The organism is Pelobacter propionicus DSM 2379 (assembly GCF_000015045.1).
GTDB classification, from domain to species: Bacteria; Desulfobacterota; Desulfuromonadia; order Geobacterales; family Pseudopelobacteraceae; genus Pseudopelobacter; species Pseudopelobacter propionicus.
The window spans coordinates 428,133-443,458 of record NC_008609.1 but is presented as its reverse complement, the minus strand read 5'-3'; the positions used below and the strand labels follow the sequence as shown (position 1 = coordinate 443,458).

11 protein-coding genes and 1 tRNA gene are annotated in these 15,326 nt (G+C 61.5%); 4 read left to right on the top strand and 8 right to left on the bottom strand.

Annotated elements, in window-relative coordinates; translation table 11 throughout:
- Positions 1–63: 63 nt before the first annotated feature.
- The 4 genes from radA to PPRO_RS02045 all read left to right on the top strand — a co-directional run bounded on the left by radA (position 64) and on the right by PPRO_RS02045 (position 3,350).
- Positions 64–1,410: a DNA repair protein RadA gene (gene radA / locus PPRO_RS02060; protein WP_011734370.1), complete on the top strand. Its 1,347-nt coding sequence runs from the start codon at positions 64–66 to the stop codon at positions 1,408–1,410.
- Between the two features lie 75 nt (positions 1,411–1,485).
- Positions 1,486–1,842 carry an RNA polymerase-binding protein DksA gene (gene dksA / locus PPRO_RS02055; RefSeq protein ID WP_011734369.1) on the top strand — a complete coding sequence of 119 codons (357 nt, stop codon included), beginning with the start codon at positions 1,486–1,488 and terminating at the stop codon, positions 1,840–1,842.
- Positions 1,843–1,878: 36 nt separating this feature from the next.
- The gene (locus tag PPRO_RS02050) at positions 1,879–3,255 is read left to right on the top strand and encodes a GAF domain-containing sensor histidine kinase (protein ID WP_011734368.1); all 1,377 of its coding nucleotides are present in this window, start codon (positions 1,879–1,881) and stop codon (positions 3,253–3,255) included.
- Positions 3,256–3,274: 19 nt separating this feature from the next.
- A tRNA-Ala gene (locus PPRO_RS02045) sits at positions 3,275–3,350 on the top strand.
- Positions 3,351–3,519: 169 nt separating this feature from the next.
- Here PPRO_RS02045 and glgX read toward each other — a convergent pair.
- From glgX to PPRO_RS02005, 8 genes are all read right to left on the bottom strand, one after another.
- Positions 3,520–5,610, bottom strand: a complete 2,091-nt coding sequence (gene glgX / locus PPRO_RS02040) for a glycogen debranching protein GlgX (protein WP_011734367.1) — start codon at positions 5,608–5,610, stop codon at positions 3,520–3,522.
- Positions 5,607–6,551 (bottom strand): DUF2950 domain-containing protein, encoded by a 945-nt coding sequence (locus PPRO_RS02035; RefSeq protein WP_011734366.1) that lies wholly within the window; start codon positions 6,549–6,551, stop codon positions 5,607–5,609. The genes glgX and PPRO_RS02035 overlap by 4 nt, the downstream gene beginning before the upstream one ends.
- Positions 6,552–6,596: 45 nt before the next feature.
- Complete coding sequence (locus tag PPRO_RS02030; protein ID WP_011734365.1) at positions 6,597–7,847, bottom strand: DUF3300 domain-containing protein; 1,251 nt, start codon at positions 7,845–7,847, stop codon at positions 6,597–6,599.
- Between the two features lie 27 nt (positions 7,848–7,874).
- Positions 7,875–9,095 carry a cation:proton antiporter domain-containing protein gene (locus tag PPRO_RS02025; protein WP_011734364.1) on the bottom strand — a complete coding sequence of 407 codons (1,221 nt, stop codon included), beginning with the start codon at positions 9,093–9,095 and terminating at the stop codon, positions 7,875–7,877.
- Between the two features lie 50 nt (positions 9,096–9,145).
- Positions 9,146–11,647 carry a glycogen/starch/alpha-glucan phosphorylase gene (locus PPRO_RS02020; RefSeq protein WP_011734363.1) on the bottom strand — a complete coding sequence of 834 codons (2,502 nt, stop codon included), beginning with the start codon at positions 11,645–11,647 and terminating at the stop codon, positions 9,146–9,148.
- Between the two features lie 73 nt (positions 11,648–11,720).
- Positions 11,721–12,692, bottom strand: coding sequence for a hypothetical protein (locus tag PPRO_RS02015; protein ID WP_011734362.1), 972 nt, complete (start codon positions 12,690–12,692; stop codon positions 11,721–11,723).
- A 224-nt stretch (positions 12,693–12,916) separates the two neighbouring features.
- The gene (locus PPRO_RS19240) at positions 12,917–13,633 is read right to left on the bottom strand and encodes a potassium channel family protein (protein ID WP_011734361.1); all 717 of its coding nucleotides are present in this window, start codon (positions 13,631–13,633) and stop codon (positions 12,917–12,919) included.
- Between the two features lie 259 nt (positions 13,634–13,892).
- Positions 13,893–15,326 carry an efflux transporter outer membrane subunit gene (locus tag PPRO_RS02005; protein WP_011734360.1) on the bottom strand — a complete coding sequence of 478 codons (1,434 nt, stop codon included), beginning with the start codon at positions 15,324–15,326 and terminating at the stop codon, positions 13,893–13,895.

Genomic DNA, 15,326 nt, shown 5'->3' with positions numbered 1-15,326 from the left:
CGGCGTAACCGACGCAAACCCGCCTGTTTTCAGAATGTTGCCGCCGGGAGCAGAGGAGTGGACATGAAGGTGAAAACCGTTTTTTCCTGCCAGAACTGCGGCTGCCAGTCCCCCAAGTGGCTGGGCAAGTGCCCCGATTGCGGTTCCTGGAACAGCATGACCGAGGAGGCCTCCGCCCCGCGCCAGGCCGCACCGTCCGGCGAGCGTTCCAAGCCGATACCGATCTGCGACGTGCCGGCCCAGTCGGAAACCAGGATCGCATCCGACTTGGGAGAATTGGACCGAGTGCTGGGAGGAGGCATCGTGCCCGGCTCGCTGGTGCTGATCGGCGGCGACCCGGGCATCGGCAAGTCGACCCTGCTGCTTCAGGCTATGCACAACCTGGCCGCTTCAGCCGGGCAGGTATTGTACGTTTCGGGCGAGGAGTCAGCCTCCCAGACCCGCCTGCGGGGCGAACGCCTGGGTGCGTCCCACAAGCGACTGCTCATCCTGGCGGAGAACTCTCTGGAGGCGATCATTGCCCATGCCACAGCCCTCAAACCAACGGTCATGGTGATCGACTCCATCCAGACCGTCTGGACCTCGGCTCTGGAATCGGCGCCCGGCAGCGTCAGCCAGGTGCGGGAATCCGCCGGCAAGCTGATGCTGCTGGCCAAGGGCCTGGACATACCGGTATTCATTGTCGGCCACGTCACAAAGGACGGCGCCATCGCCGGGCCGCGGGTGCTAGAGCATATCGTTGATACGGTGCTCTATTTCGAAGGGGACGGCAGCCACCCCTTCCGCATCCTGCGGGCGGTGAAGAACCGCTTCGGCTCGACCAACGAGATCGGTGTCTTTGAAATGAAGCGGGAAGGGCTGATCGGCGTGGAGAATCCGTCGGAACTGTTCCTCTCCGAGCGCCCCCTGGGCGCACCGGGATCGGTGGTAACAGCATCCCTGGAGGGGAGTCGCCCGCTGCTGGTGGAACTTCAGGCTCTGGTCACCAAGACATCCTACCCAGTCCCGCGGCGAACAACCATCGGGGTCGACCACAACCGCCTTGCGCTCCTTGTGGCGGTGCTGGAGAAAAAGGTCGGCCTGCATCTGGCCGGACTGGATATTTTCTTAAACGCGGCAGGCGGCGTGCGCCTCAATGAACCGGCCGCCGACCTGGCCATGATCATGGCGGTTGCCTCCAGCCACCTGGACAGGATCATCCCGCCCCAGACCGTCGTACTGGGCGAGGTGGGGCTGACGGGAGAGGTGCGCGCCATCACCCAACCGGAGCAGCGCATCGCCGAAGCAGAGAAGCTCGGTTTTCAGTCCTGCATCATCCCCGCCGGCAACCTGAGGCGGCTCACGAAAAGCAAGATCAGGCTTGAGGGGGTTGCCTCGGTGGATGAGGCCATGCAGTTGCTTATGCAGTGATTCTATTTTTTTCTGGACTTGGCCAATGGTTATCTTTAGACTCTTTTTTTTAAAGAGAAAGATCAGGAGCAGGCAATGGAAGCTGAAAAACTGGAGTATTTCAGAAATGTTTTGATGGAGGAGATGAAATCCCTCCTGAGTGAGGCAGGCAAGACCGTAACCGAAATGACCGCCGATTCGTCCAATTTTCCCGACCCCACTGATCGCGCCACCCAGGAATCGGACCGGAATTTCGAGTTGCGCATCCGCGATCGTGAGCGTAAGCTTATCAACAAAATCAAAGAAGCGCTCAGCCGAATCGACAGCGGCGAATTTGGAATCTGCGAAGAATGCGGCGACGAGATCGGGGAGGCACGCCTGAAGGTACGCCCAGTCACGACGCTCTGCATCAACTGCAAGCTGGAAGCCGAGAAGAAGGAAAAACGACCGTAACCCTTAAAATCCTCTTGCCTCTGTATCGGATAGCGCATGGAAAACCAGAACAACACCCCCCACTGCGACACCACGGACAAGAAACTCAACGAGCTGGCACTGTTGTACCAGCTCAGCAACACCTTGTTATCAACCATCCGCCTCAACAAACTCATCCACCTGATCCTTACCGCTCTGACATCCGGCCCATCTCCGCTCTTCCAGCGAGCCATGCTCTTCCTGCACAACGAAAAGTCCCGTACGTTGCAGGGGATGCTCGGCGTCACCAGCGACACCTCCGAAAGACTGGTTGTCGAGGGCGACGAAGAAAACCGGCTCAGCAACCGCTGGGACATCAGCGATCAGGTCATCGCCCACCAACGTGCAACGAACTTTTGCAACCAGGTACGGTCAACCCGCATCGATATCGACGGAAGCTGTCAAGTCATCAGCAAGGTCATGGTGGAAAACGTCGTATACCATGCCGAGCAACCGGAGAGCGACGCCTGCCCGGCATGCCTTGCCCTCAGGGAGTTGGGCGTGTACGCCTTTGCCGCCGTCCCCCTGATGGCGCGGGACAAAAACCTGGGCATGATCGCAGTGGACAACCCCGGATCCGGCGCCAAGATCACCCTGGATGACCTGCACTTCCTGCAACTCTTCGCAAATCAGGCCGGCATGGCCGTGGAAAACTCCATGCTCTACAATCGTGTCGAAGAGGCCCACTCCAACCTGCGTGACGCCCGTGAACGCCTGATACGCGGCGAGCGCCTGGCTGCAGTGGGAGAGATGGCGGCAAAACTGGCCCATGAGCTGAAGAATCCGCTCATAACCATTGGAGGATTCTCCTGGCGCCTGATCAAGAACCTGGCAACGGAATCGCCCGAATACCGCTACGCCGATATCATCAGCAAAGAGGTCTGTCGCCTGGAGAGGATGTTAACCGACATCCTCAGCTTTACCAGCAAACCGATGGTCTGCTTCGACTACGGCAACTGCGATCTGGAGGAGATTCTTGGCGAGTGTTTCGAAGTCAGCAGCACCCCCCTGGAAGAGAATAACGTAAGCCTGACGACCTCGTTCAGCGGCGGCCCTTGGATCGTCCTGGGAGACGCCCACCAACTCAAGCAGGTCTTCCTCAACCTGATTCTGAATGCCTGTGAATGCATGACGGACGGAGGAGCGCTGGAGATCGGGCTACAGAAAGTATTTCTTGACAAAAATTCAGTAATGATTAGCATTAGCGACACTGGCGGCGGCATCCATCCCGACATGCTGCCCCGGATTTTCGATCCGTTCTTTACCACCAAACCCCAAGGAAGCGGGCTCGGACTGGCCATTGTCAAGCGCATCATGCTGAACCACAACGGCTCCATTGACGTGGAAAACGGAGAACGAGGAGCGGTTTTCACGTTAACACTGCCGCTCATATAGCATTACGACAAGCATATACGGGGATGTGGCTCAGCTGGGAGAGCACTGCCTTCGCAAGGCAGGGGTCGAGGGTTCGAATCCCTTCATCTCCACCAACAAAATCAAGGGCTTGCAATTTTCATTGCAAGCCCTTTCATCTTTTCCAGGCACAATATACGCATATACCCGCCCAAAGCGACGGCCTTCACAATCAGATATTGCCAGTGCCCTGTTGCATGGTTGCACCCCTTGGGTGCTCCTTTCTCCGTGAAGTGCCTGGCGACCTTAAACGGCACAGCTGGGAGCAGCGGCAAGCATGGCAGCCAGCGAGTGGGGTGGCAACGGGTAGCATGCCCTCTCCATGGGGGGAGCATCTTCCAGCGCTACGATGTCGTCCGGCGACGCCAGGGATGTGTCCAACCAACGGCGCCAGCAGCCCCCCGGCACGTCCGGGGCGGGTGGGAGTTGGAAGACCAGCGCTTCCCGCCAGGCATTCACCATAAGATGAATAGCGAACCGTCCGCTCTGACTCCAGGCCGTCAGGGCGATGCTGTGGGAGTCATCCCCCCAGTCCGGCTGTCCTGCCCTGACGCCATGCCATTCCAGGCGCGCCTGGCCCAGGAGCTGGTTGAGGGTCAGCCCCGGATCCTCAAGCGCCAGGTCGCGTCGCTGGCGTGCCGCTATCAGCATGCGCGCAAAGCGGTGCACGTCGGCGTAGCGTTCCAAAAGCCGCCAGTCGAACCAGCCGGTCTCGTTGTCCTGGCAGTAGGCATTGTTGTTCCCCCCCTGCGTCCTGCGCACCTCGTCCCCCATCAGGAGCATGGGGGTGCCCAGGGCCAGCAGGGTCACCGCCAGAAAGTTCTTCACTTGGCGGTTGCGCAGCGCCTCCACCGACGGATCACTGCTGGGCCCCTCCTGGCCGCAGTTCCAACTCAGGTTCTCATTGCTGCCGTCCCGGTTATCCTCACCATTGGCCTGATTATGCTTGCGGTTAAAGGAGACCAGGTCGTTGAGGGTGAAGCCGTCGTGGCAGGTGACGAAGTTGATGCTCTGCTCCGCTTCCCGCTCCTCGTGGCCATAGATATCGGGGCTGGCAAGCAGCCGGGAGGCAAAGCGCGAGACCGTTCCGCGGTCGCCGCGCAGGAAGCTGCGCACGTCGTCCCGGAACCTGCCGTTCCACTCCTTCCAGCTGTCTCCGATGAAGCTGCCCACCTGGTAGAGCCCGGCCGCGTCCCAGGCCTCGGCGATCAGCTTGATCCCGGCTAGGGCAGGGTCGGTTTCGATATCCCACAGCAGGGGCGGATTCTCCAGGGGGCGGCCCTGCTCGTCCCGGGAGAGGATGGAGGCCAGGTCGAAGCGGAAACCGTCCACGTGCATCTCCCTGACCCAGTGGTGCAGGCTGTCAATAATCAGCCGCCGGGCGATGGGATTGTTGGCGTTGAAGGTGTTGCCGCAGCCGGAGTAGTTGGCGTAGCTGATGCCGTCCGGCTCCAGCATGTAGTAGAAATCATTGGCCAGGCCCCGGTAGCAGATGGTGGCTCCCCCTTGGTCCCCCTCGGCGGTGTGATTGAAGACCACATCCAGGACCACCTCGATGCCGGCCCGGTGGAGCGCCTTGACCATATCGCGGAATTCGTCCAGCGGCCCCAGCGGGTCTTGGCGGGAGCTGTAGGCCGCGTGGGGGGCGAAGAAGGAGACCGGGCTGTACCCCCAGTAGTTGCTGAACCCCGGGGGGGCGTCCTGGGGATCGAACTGGAACACCGGCAGGAGTTCCACGGCGGTAACCCCCAGTTGCTGCAGGTAGGGAATCTTCTCCACCAGTCCGGCGTAGGTGCCGCGCTTGTCGGGGGTGACGCCCGAGGAAGGGTGACGGGTGAAGCCGGCCAGGTGCAGCTCATAGATCAGGGTTCGGGAGAAGGGGCGCTCCAGGGGGGCGTCCCCCTCCCAGTCGTACCCGCGCGGGTCGGCCACCACGCTCTTCATGGCCAGGCCGCAGTTGTCACCCGGCGCCATGGCGGCTGCGCGGCTGTAGCCGGCAGGGACAGCCACCCCCCTGCCGTAGGGATCCAGGAGCAGCTTGTCCGGGTCGAAGCGCCCCCCCCCGCCGGGTCCGCGCGGACCGGCGACCCGGTAGCCGTACAGCTGACCCGGACCCAGGCCGGGAATGAACAGGTGCCAGTAGTGGTAGCTGCGGTTCTTCCGCGGATCCAGCATTATGACGCGCGCCGGCCTGCCGTCATCAACCCGGTCGAACAGGAGCAGCTGGACGGCGCTGCAGTCCCGGGAGAAGAGACTGAAATTCACTCCGCCCGGAACGATTGTGGCCCCCAGCGGATGGCTCCGTCCCCGGCCCGGCCTGGTATCGGCCGCGCTCATTCCACCTTCTTCCAGCTAGGGTCCGGGTTGAAGAACGTCATGGACGCCGCGAGCCTGGCGCTCTCCTTGCCCAGGTCCCTCTGGTAGACGACGCCGTTCTGGTTCACCATGAAGCTCATGACACCGGAGGAACCATACTGGGCGGGATAGGCCAGCATGGCAAAGCCCAGGATCATCCTGCCGTTCACCAGGTAATCGAAGGCGCCACCGGGAGCGTCCTTCCCCTGCCCCTTCAGGATCTTGAACAGATAACCGTGGTACGGCGTCTTGTCCCCCCTTTTGCTCTTTGCATACCCTTCACTTTCCGCCTTGGCCACCAGGGGACCCAAGGGGCTCTCCTGCTCACCCTCCTTCACCTCCCAGTAGAGACCGTCCCTCTTGCCCGGAGCGCTCCTGAATTTCTGGGCGAACTCCCTGGTGCCGTTGCCGTTGCGGTCTTCTTCGGCGTATTCACGCTGGGCATCCACATAGGCGCGCATGATCTCGATCACTCCCAGTTCGTTCCTACCGATGCGCCGGTTGAGCAGCTCCTCCCTGCCGGCCGGGGTGTCGAAACGCCAGACCTTGCCCTTTTTTAGCAGCGGGATTGAGAGGGGATACTGCTCGTTGCCCAGGCTGAATATCACCTTGCCGGTTTCAGTCCCTTCAATGGCCACTTTCTCGTCATAAAGTTTCACGATGCGCTCCCGGTCGGTTTTGTCGGCAATCGGGTCGCCCGACGAGATGATCTTACGCGAGCCGGGACCGAAGATGGCGACCAGTTGTCCGGTGTCATTTTTCTTGAGCGCCCGGACCAGCGCCTCCACCGCGGCCTGGGGGGAAGCGAAGGTTTTCTGGGTACGTGCCGATGCCGCCTGGGCGGGTACCCCGCCCGCCAGTACAACCAGCATGGAGAGCAGCAGGAGCAGGGCTGCATGGATCTTTCCGGATGAAATTAACATGATGCGCTATCCTCCCTGTCTGTATGGGTACTAAGGAACGTAGCCCTACCTGCGGCCGCCACGTCCGCCGCCGCCGAAGCTTCGACCTCCACCGCCGAATCCGCCACTGGACCGGGAAAACCCGCTGTCACCGCGGGAACCGCTGCTCAATCCGGCACTCTGGCGGCTTGACGTTCCCCTGTCGCTGGCCATGCGCTCCTGGCTTCCGCTGCCGCCACCAAAGGCGCTGTCACGGCCACTTCCCGTGGAAGTTCGTTGCCCGCTGCTGCGGTCGGAGACACTTGCACCAGCCGATCCGCCCCGTTGTCCGGCCCCGCGGTCCATGGTGCCGGCCGAGGGGCGGGCCGCACCGCCTCTCCCCCCAGCGTCGCCGAATCCCCGTGCCTCACGCCTTGACTCGGCGGAGCGTGAGGGGGACTGACCGAACTGTTTCGCCGTGGCGTTGTCCCGGTAGGCAACGTTTTTACGGTGGCTGGGATCATGTTGCCAGGTCCCCCTTCCGTTGGGATTGACCCTGTTCTGGTACTTGCTCCGGTCGATGTTGTTGTTGATGGTGGTATTTCGGTTGTAGTCGATATCCACATCACCGCCATGCCAGTTGCAGCTCCCCCAGGCGTAGCCCCAGGCGGCCCCCACTGCCACACCGGCGGCGAAATGGTAGGCCGGATAGGCCGGCGGAGGGGGAGGATAATAGTAGTAGGGAGGGTAGGCGGGATACATCCAGGCGCCGTAGACCACGGTCGTGCTGTAGGAGGGGACGTAGACGACCTGTGTTTGTGCCGGCTGGATGACGATGGTTTCCTTCTCCACGACAACCTTCTGTTCCTTGGTCGTCTTCAGGTTGCCCGCGTCGTAGGCCTTCTTGCGCAGGAACTGGATGGTGTCCATGACCTCTTTCTGCTGGGAGAGGAAGGCATCTCCCAGCTTGGTGGTCAGGTCCAGCTTCTGGCTCATGGCAGAAAGCACGGAGGGGAAGTTGACCAGCGACTTGACGCTGGGATCCCAGCTCTCCTTTTCCAGGGCCTTGGCCAGTGCGTCACCCTGGAGCCCCTTGTTCCCCTGCACCCAACGGTCGGCCTGGACCACCTCCAGCGGGTAGGTTGACGCCATGAGGACCTGTGAAACCAGTTCATCGGGATAGAGGGCGATGGGGGCCAGCAGTTGCGCCAGCTCTTGCTGGGACAGCTTATTGGTCGCCCCTCCCCCCCCTTGTTGGGCCATTGGCTGAAGGGGTATGGCCAGCAGCATGGCGAGCAGGAAATGCAGTGCTCTGATCCAAAGGGATGTTCGTCTCATACGGCCTCCTTTACGCGCAGGTTCGGGTTATTGCTGTTTCTCGAATGCCTGGCCATCCAGCTTAGCCACCCTGCGACCGTACCAGCTGATACCGGGCAGGGCACTGAAACCGTGGGCAAAAATGCTCAGCATGACCGTAGCGATGACGGCCAGCTTAATGGTCTCTTCCCCCGGCAGGCGCGCCTCCTCTTCCAGGAAAACCAGGCCGAGCACGATGGAGGCCAGACCGCGGGGACCGAACCAGCCCATGAACAGAACGGTGGCGGAACTCAGGCGGGTGCCCAAGAGGGCGATGGCCACAGGAAGCATGCGCACCAGGGTCAGGCTGAGCAGGGCGTAGAGCAGGTGGAGAGTGGTAAGACGGTCGAGCAGAAACACCACGATCAGCCCGAAAAAGAAGAAGACAAAGTAATCGAACAGCTGTCCCCACCCCTCGGTGAATTCCGTGCAGTGGGCTGCGGCATCCTTGAATCCGACCAGGACCGCCAGGCCGGCCACATAGGCGGCGATGAACATGCTCCCGCCAAGCGGCTCGCAGGCCAGGACACAGAGCATGGGCAGCGTCACCAGCCCCAGCTGCTGGACCGATTCGGCCATCCACCCCTTGCGATGCGCCAGTCCCAGCAGCGCGCCGCCGGCCAGGCCGATGCCCCCCCCCGCCAGGGCGCCCAGACCCAGCTGTTGGAAGATGAAACGGGAAAAGACCGCCCCACCCCCGTCGGTTCCTGCCTGGGACACGGCAATGAAAAACAGCAGGAACGGAACGGAGAGTCCGTCATTGAGACCGGCTTCCACATCCAGGGACTGGCGAATGCGCAGCGGCACCAGCGGACTCTGGACGATGACCTGCCCCAGGCCGGCATCGGTGGGAGCCAGGATGGCGGCCAGGATTCCCGTCTCCCAGAGGGACAGGTCGGGGAAAACCATCTGGCCGGCAACCGCCCCCAGCAGGATGGTCAGCAGCATGCCCACACTCAAAAGCCGCAGCGGCAGCCGTTCCCGACTGCGCAGTTTAGTAAAGTCGATGTGAGTGGCGTCGGTGAACAGGAGCATGACCAGCCCGATCTCGGCAAGTTTCAGCAGGCTCTCCCGTTCCACGTCGATCTCGCGAAGAGTGGGCACGGCGAGGATCAGTGCCATGCCTCCGACGGTGAAGAGTATGGGAGGCGTGATGATGGTGCGTTTCAGACGCTCGGAGATCAGGCTGTACAGGAAGAGGAGCATGACAAATGCAGAGCCTATGATCATGGTTCATTCACCTCTCGCCACGCAAAACAGGGGACATGCGTCCGAAGCCCTCAATCGCCCGGGATCGGCGGGGCATGCCAGATGTTCTCGCAGTACTCGCGGATGGCACGATCGGAAGAGAACATTCCCATGCGGGCCACGTTCAGGATGGACATCTCCGTCCATGCGTCCCTGTCCCGGAACGCTGCGTCGACCCGGTCCTGGCAGTCCATGTATGCCTGGTAGTCGGCCAGCAGCAGATAGTCGTCATGCCCCAGGAGTTGGTCCACCAGCGGCTGGAACAGGTTCCGATCGCCGGGGGAGAAATCGCCCGCAGCAATCCGGTCGATGACTGCCCGCAACGGGGCGTTTCCCTCGTACCAGCTGCGTGGATCGTAGCCCCGGGACTTCAGTTCCTGGACCTCAGCCGCGGTATGACCGAACAGGAAGAAGTTCTCCTCCCCCACCTCCTGGCGGATCTCCACGTTGGCGCCGTCCAGGGTGCCGATGGTCAGGGCGCCGTTCAGGGAGAATTTCATGTTGCCGGTCCCGGAGGCCTCCTTACCGGCGGTGGAAATCTGTTCCGACAGATCGGCGGCCGGGTAGACCAGCTGGCCGTTGGTAACGTTGAAGTCGGGGAAGAAGACCACCTTCAGACGTCCGGCCACGTCCGGATCGTTGTTCACCACCTCTCCCACCGAGGTGATCAGCTTGATGATCAGCTTGGCCATGTGGTAGCCGGGCGCCGCCTTGCCGCCGAAGATGAAGGTCCGCGACCTCACCTCGCTCTTCGGGTCGGCCTTGATGCGGTTGAAGAGGGTGATGATGTGCAGCACCTTCAAATGCTGGCGCTTGTACTCGTGGATCCGTTTCACCAGCACGTCGAACAGGCTGGCCGGATCAACCTGGATGCCGGTCCGCTCCCGGATCACCGCTGCCAGAATGCTCTTGTTCTCCAGCTTGACCTTCCGCCAGGATTTTTGGAATGCGGGCTGGCCGGCGAATTTCTCCAAGGCCCGCAACTCCTCGGGCCTGGTCACCCAGCCCTCACCGATCTTCCCCGAGATCAGGCGGGCCAGGGCGGGGTTGCTGAGCAGTACCCAGCGCCGCGGCGTAACTCCGTTGGTGACATTGTGGAAACGTTCCGGATAGAGGTCGTGGAAATCCTTGAGCACGGTCTCCTTGAGCAGCTCCGTGTGCAGCGCAGCCACCCCGTTGATGGCGTGGCTGCCCACACTGGCAAGATGGGCCATGCGCACGTAGCGCTCGCCGCCCTCATCGATGATGGAGAGCCGCGCCGCTAGCCCGTCATCCCCCGGAGAGGCGCTGCGCACCTGGTCAAGAAAGCGCCGGTTGATTTCAAAGATGATCTCCAGGTGCCGCGGCAGCATGGCGCTGAACAACGGCAGCGGCCACTTCTCCAGCGCCTCGGGCAACAGGGTGTGGTTGGTGTAGGCCATGACGTTGCAGGTGATCTCCCAGGCCGGTTCCCACTCCATCATCTGCTCGTCCACCAGAAGCCGCATCAGTTCCGCCACCGCGATGGACGGGTGGGTATCGTTCAACTGCACGGCAAAACTCCCGGCAAGGTCGCCTATGTTTTCCCCGCGCAGTCGCTGGATGCGCAGCATGTCCTGGAGGGAGCAGGAGACGAAGAAGTACTGCTGGGCCAGGCGGAGCTGTTTGCCGATCTGTGGCTCGTCGTTGGGGTAGAGCACCTTGGAGATTGTCTCCGAGCTGACCTTCTCGTCCACAGCCCGGTAATAGTCACCCAGGTTGAAGGCCTGGAAGTTGAACGACTCCACCGCCTCCGACTTCCAGAGACGTAAAAGGTCGGTCACTCCCGAACAATAGCCGGCCACCGGCGTATCGTAGGCAACCCCTTTGATCACCTTGCCAGGAACCCAGCGTACCCGCAGACAGTCGTTCTCGTCGCTGTACTGCTCCGTGTGGCCCCCCAGCTTGACCAGGTAGCTGATATCGGGGCGACAGATCTCCCAGGGATTGCCCATGCGCAGCCACTTGTCGGTTATTTCTACCTGCCAGCCATCACGGATCTCCTGGTCAAAGATTCCGAACTCGTAGCGGATGCCGTAGCCGATGGCCGGAACCCGCAGGGTGGCCAGGGAGTCCAGGTAACAGGCGGCCAACCTGCCGAGACCGCCGTTGCCGAGCCCCGGCTCCTCCTCCTGGCGCAGCAGGTCGTCCAGGTTCTGGCCCAGTTCGGCCACTGCCCGACGGACCGACTCCACGATACCCAGATTGACCAGGTTATTGCCCAAGTGGGGACCCATCAGAAACTCGGCCGACAGATAGCTGACGATCTTAAGGCTCCTGTTGCGCAGGTGCCCCAGGGAGACGTGCCAGTCATCCAGCATCCGGTCGCGGACCGCGTAGGCAACTGCCATGTACCAGTCATTGAGGGTGGCCTGGGAGACCAGTCGGGCCTGGGTGAAATTGATGTGGTCGATGATAGCCTGTTTCAGGTCGGCGCAATCCATGCCCCGACGGATGTCCCCTGTTGTTTCACGGGACGAAGACGAGTCCCCTCTGTGCACGAGTTTATCTGCCATGTCGTCGACTCCTTGGTATGAAGGCATGCCGTTTGTATACGGCTGGTTCCCCGTTTCATGGGCAGTCCGGGGATCACAGTTCCCGCAACTCCTCGCTCTTGAGGGAGACGAGCATCACCGCCTGACTGCGGCCCGCTGCGTTGTACAACATGCTCAGGGTAATCTCCGTGGCGTCGTCGGCGGCTTCCTGACGCTTGACCCCCATGCGGTCGATGTACACCGTTTCCGGCTGCATCCACAACTGCTCTTTAGGGCTGCCCAAGAGCTGGGCAACGATCTCAAGATACAGGTCGAGCATACGGTCATCACCACCCAGTTCCAGCAACTGTTGCTCGATCTCCCCGAGTTGCCGCTCCACATCGACGCCAGCGCCGCCCTCCGTGGTACGCAGCGTATCGAACCCCCACCCCTCACGTTCAAGCAGGTTGAGCTTGGCCTGAAGCAGCGCGCGCCGCCGTTCCAGCTCCCGGCGTTCCGATTTCACGTCGCCCAGGCGTTTAAGCCCCAGGCCGAGCAGATGGTCGAAGGCCCGGCGCTTGAGCAGGCGGCGGGTCTCAGCCTCGTCACCGGTCGGGTCGAGAAAGCGATGGCCCTCGAAACTGACCGTTACTATCGGCATATCGCGGACAACGATCTCGCCCGACAGCCCGGCGCCAAAGGCCACCCTCTCCTGCTTTTCCATGGCCAGCAGGGCAACGACCCGGGAAGCGTCACCGGCCTCCTCCCGCCTGAACTCGGCAAGGCTCCGGTCGCCAGACAGAATCTGGCTCATGTCACGAGAGGAGATGAACATACTCTTCAGGAGACGGTCGTCGATGAAGCTGGAGAGGGAGAGGGGTATGGGTGGCGGCAGGGAGTCCACCAGCGTCACCACGTGATCGATGGCAGCCAGGACTGCCGGCCGCAGCTTCTTGCGGTAGCCGGACACGCCGCGCAGCCAGGGGTCGGTGCCTTCCACCGTCCGTTCGATGGCCTCCCTGACCAGCGACTCGGGGTACGTACCCTGTCGTTCGCTACCGAATATGGATTGCAGGAGTCGCAACATGGTATTCCTCTGAACAGTCGTAACGGTATGGCGGAGACGCAGCTTGCCGGTTCATACCTCAGTACGCATGGAACGCGGATCACATCGTAAAAAGCCGGAAACAGCTGGATTGTTCACTGGAATGGAATTCGATCCGTTGTTATCCATTGCATCCGATTTTTCCGCGTTCTATTGAGTCGGCTTTCGACGGGTACTGGAGCAGGCGTCTCAGCCGAACCGGAAGTTCAACCTCTCGTGTCCCGCGTCGTCTCCTGCTGCTGGGTTATGGCCAGGGAGACGAGCCTGGCCAGCAGCGTGGCCGGGTAGAGCTGCCCCACCAGCGCCTCCATCACCGCGAACATGCGCGAGACATCGTGGGTCGGGCTGATGTCACCGTAGCCGACCGTCGTGAGGGTGATGAAACTGTAGTAGACGAACACCTCCTGGCGTGCGGGACCGTAATCGCCGGCGGCCTGGGGGAGGTTGAAGGCGTTGGGCAAAACCTGGTCAAGGAATCCGTAGAGAACTGACCAGGTGATGCCGAACAGCAGATAGGCGGCTACCGCCCCTTTTACGCGATTGCCGGTGACCGGTTTGTCGTCCATGAAGACTTTGTACAGGATAACCATGGACAGCATGATCATGTAGATGAGGGATGCAAGGCTTCCCCAGCGCAGCGTTTCCGGCGTCGGCAGGACATGGGTGAGCCAGCGCAGCGCGATGGCGCTACAGGCCACCATGCCGGCCACACACCTGATTGATGGTCGCCGCGATATGTTGACAATCCCGGATACCATCAGCAGCGAGAAAAAGAGGCTCGTCAGCAGCCTCACCTGCGGAGAGTCGAGGAACGGCCCGAGAAAAAGGGCAAGGAAGAGGAGGACCAGAAACACCGAAAGAGCCTCGTCTCCCAGCCAGAATGCCCGTAACCGCAGGTACATATCGGCAGGTGCGCACTTCATGGACGGTCCCCTGAGCCGGCAAAGCCGGAGCCCAACAAGCAAAGGCAGTGGAGGGCGGAAAGAACTGATATAACAGATAACGTCCGATCACATGCTTCGTCAGATGCGCTTTGCCTCCGCCAAGCGTGCCCTGCCTTGTTCGACCCACTGTTACACGGCTACCTGCTGACGCGGGAAAGTCACCGCTATGCTTGCCGCGGCACTCCAGAAGCACGCATCCTCTGGGCTGTCCACCTTGCAGTAGACCTCGATCGCCTCCCTACAGGCGAGGGGACGCGGCGGGAGGCGTGCCTGCCAGCCTGTCGGCCGCATCCACCCAGCCGCCACCCATGGCCTTGTACAGGTTGGCGTAGGATGTAAGCAGCGAGGCGCGCAACTGGGTAAGGGTGAGTTCGGCGGGGAAGAGCTGCTGCTGCGCGCTCAAAACGGTGAGGTAGGGGGCGTAGCCTCCATCATACTGAAGCTTGGCCAGTTGCTCGTACTCCTGGCTGGCCTTGACCAGCCGCTCTTGGGCCAGAAGCTGTCCGGCCAACTTCTGGCGGATGACCAGGGCATTTTCCACGTCGGCAAAGGCACTCTGAATCGCAGCCTCGTACCTTTGGAGCGCCGCCTTCTGTAGTGCTTCGCTCTGCCTAACCTGACCAGAGATGGCGCCGGCGGTGAAGATAGGGCCGGTAATCGAGCCGCCATAACTCCAGAGCTTGCTCGGCCCCTTGAAGAGATCGGAGAGGTTCTCGCTGGCAAAGCCGAAATTACCGGTAAGCGAGATGGTCGGGAAGTAGAGCGCCTTTGCCGCGCCGATCTGGGCGTTGGCGGCGATCAGGTTCTGTTCGGCCTGCGCCAGGTCCGGCCGGCGCTCAAGCAGCTGGGAGGGGAGACCTGCCGGAACAGCCGGGGAGGCCAACTGATGGATCGTCTTGCCGCGCGGAATCGATCCCGGATTGCGGCCCAGCAGGATCGACAAGGCATTCTCCAGCTGGCTGATCTGGGATTCGATCTGCGATATGGTTGCCGCCGCGGTCTCATACTGGGTGCGGGCCTGCTGGACGTTCAGCATGGATATCTGGCCGTACTGGAACTGCAGTTCAAACAGTTTCACCGAATCGGCATAGGCCGCCAGGTTGCGCTTTGAGATCACCAGCTGTTCGTCCAGCCCGCGCAGCTGCAGGTAGTCGCCCGCCACCGCTGCCACCAGGGTGAGAATCACGCCGCGGCGTGCCTCCTGATTGGCCAGCAGGTTGGCCCGTGCGAACTCGGAGAGGCGCCTGACATGGCCCCAGAGATCCAGCTCCCAGCTGGCGCCGCCGAAGAGCTGGAAGTAATCCTGGGGGTTGTTGATACCGGGAGAGACGGGGATGGCGTTGTTTTCGCTCAGCCGCTGACGCCCGGCATCGGCGCCATAGCCCAGCTGCGGGAAGAGCGGGGAGCGGGTCTGGGTCAGGAACCCTGAGGCCTGTTCGATGTTGGCGGCAGCGATCTTGATGTTCTTGTTGTTGGTAAGGGCATCACTAATCAGAGCATCGAGCACCGGGTCCTGGAACTGCTTCCACCATTCGGTGTCCGCCGTGGCACGGGCCTCCTTGTCTTCGTATATGAAGGAGGATGGAGTTTCCACCACCGGTCTGTGGTAGTCCGGGCCGATCATGCAACCGGCAAGCAGGGTTGCGAGTGTGAGAACGAGTAGTCGGCGCAT

Coding starts and splice junctions, on each gene's coding strand:
- radA (WP_011734370.1), top strand. CDS start 64: ATGAAGGTGAAAACCGTTTTTTCCTGCCAGAACTGCGGCTGCCAGTCC.
- dksA (WP_011734369.1), top strand. CDS start 1,486: ATGGAAGCTGAAAAACTGGAGTATTTCAGAAATGTTTTGATGGAGGAG.
- PPRO_RS02050 (WP_011734368.1), top strand. CDS start 1,879: ATGGAAAACCAGAACAACACCCCCCACTGCGACACCACGGACAAGAAA.
- glgX (WP_011734367.1), bottom strand. CDS start 5,610: ATGAGCGCGGCCGATACCAGGCCGGGCCGGGGACGGAGCCATCCGCTG.
- PPRO_RS02035 (WP_011734366.1), bottom strand. CDS start 6,551: ATGTTAATTTCATCCGGAAAGATCCATGCAGCCCTGCTCCTGCTGCTC.
- PPRO_RS02030 (WP_011734365.1), bottom strand. CDS start 7,847: ATGAGACGAACATCCCTTTGGATCAGAGCACTGCATTTCCTGCTCGCC.
- PPRO_RS02025 (WP_011734364.1), bottom strand. CDS start 9,095: ATGATCATAGGCTCTGCATTTGTCATGCTCCTCTTCCTGTACAGCCTG.
- PPRO_RS02020 (WP_011734363.1), bottom strand. CDS start 11,647: ATGGCAGATAAACTCGTGCACAGAGGGGACTCGTCTTCGTCCCGTGAA.
- PPRO_RS02015 (WP_011734362.1), bottom strand. CDS start 12,692: ATGTTGCGACTCCTGCAATCCATATTCGGTAGCGAACGACAGGGTACG.
- PPRO_RS19240 (WP_011734361.1), bottom strand. CDS start 13,633: ATGAAGTGCGCACCTGCCGATATGTACCTGCGGTTACGGGCATTCTGG.
- PPRO_RS02005 (WP_011734360.1), bottom strand. CDS start 15,326: ATGCGCCGACTACTCGTTCTCACACTCGCAACCCTGCTTGCCGGTTGC.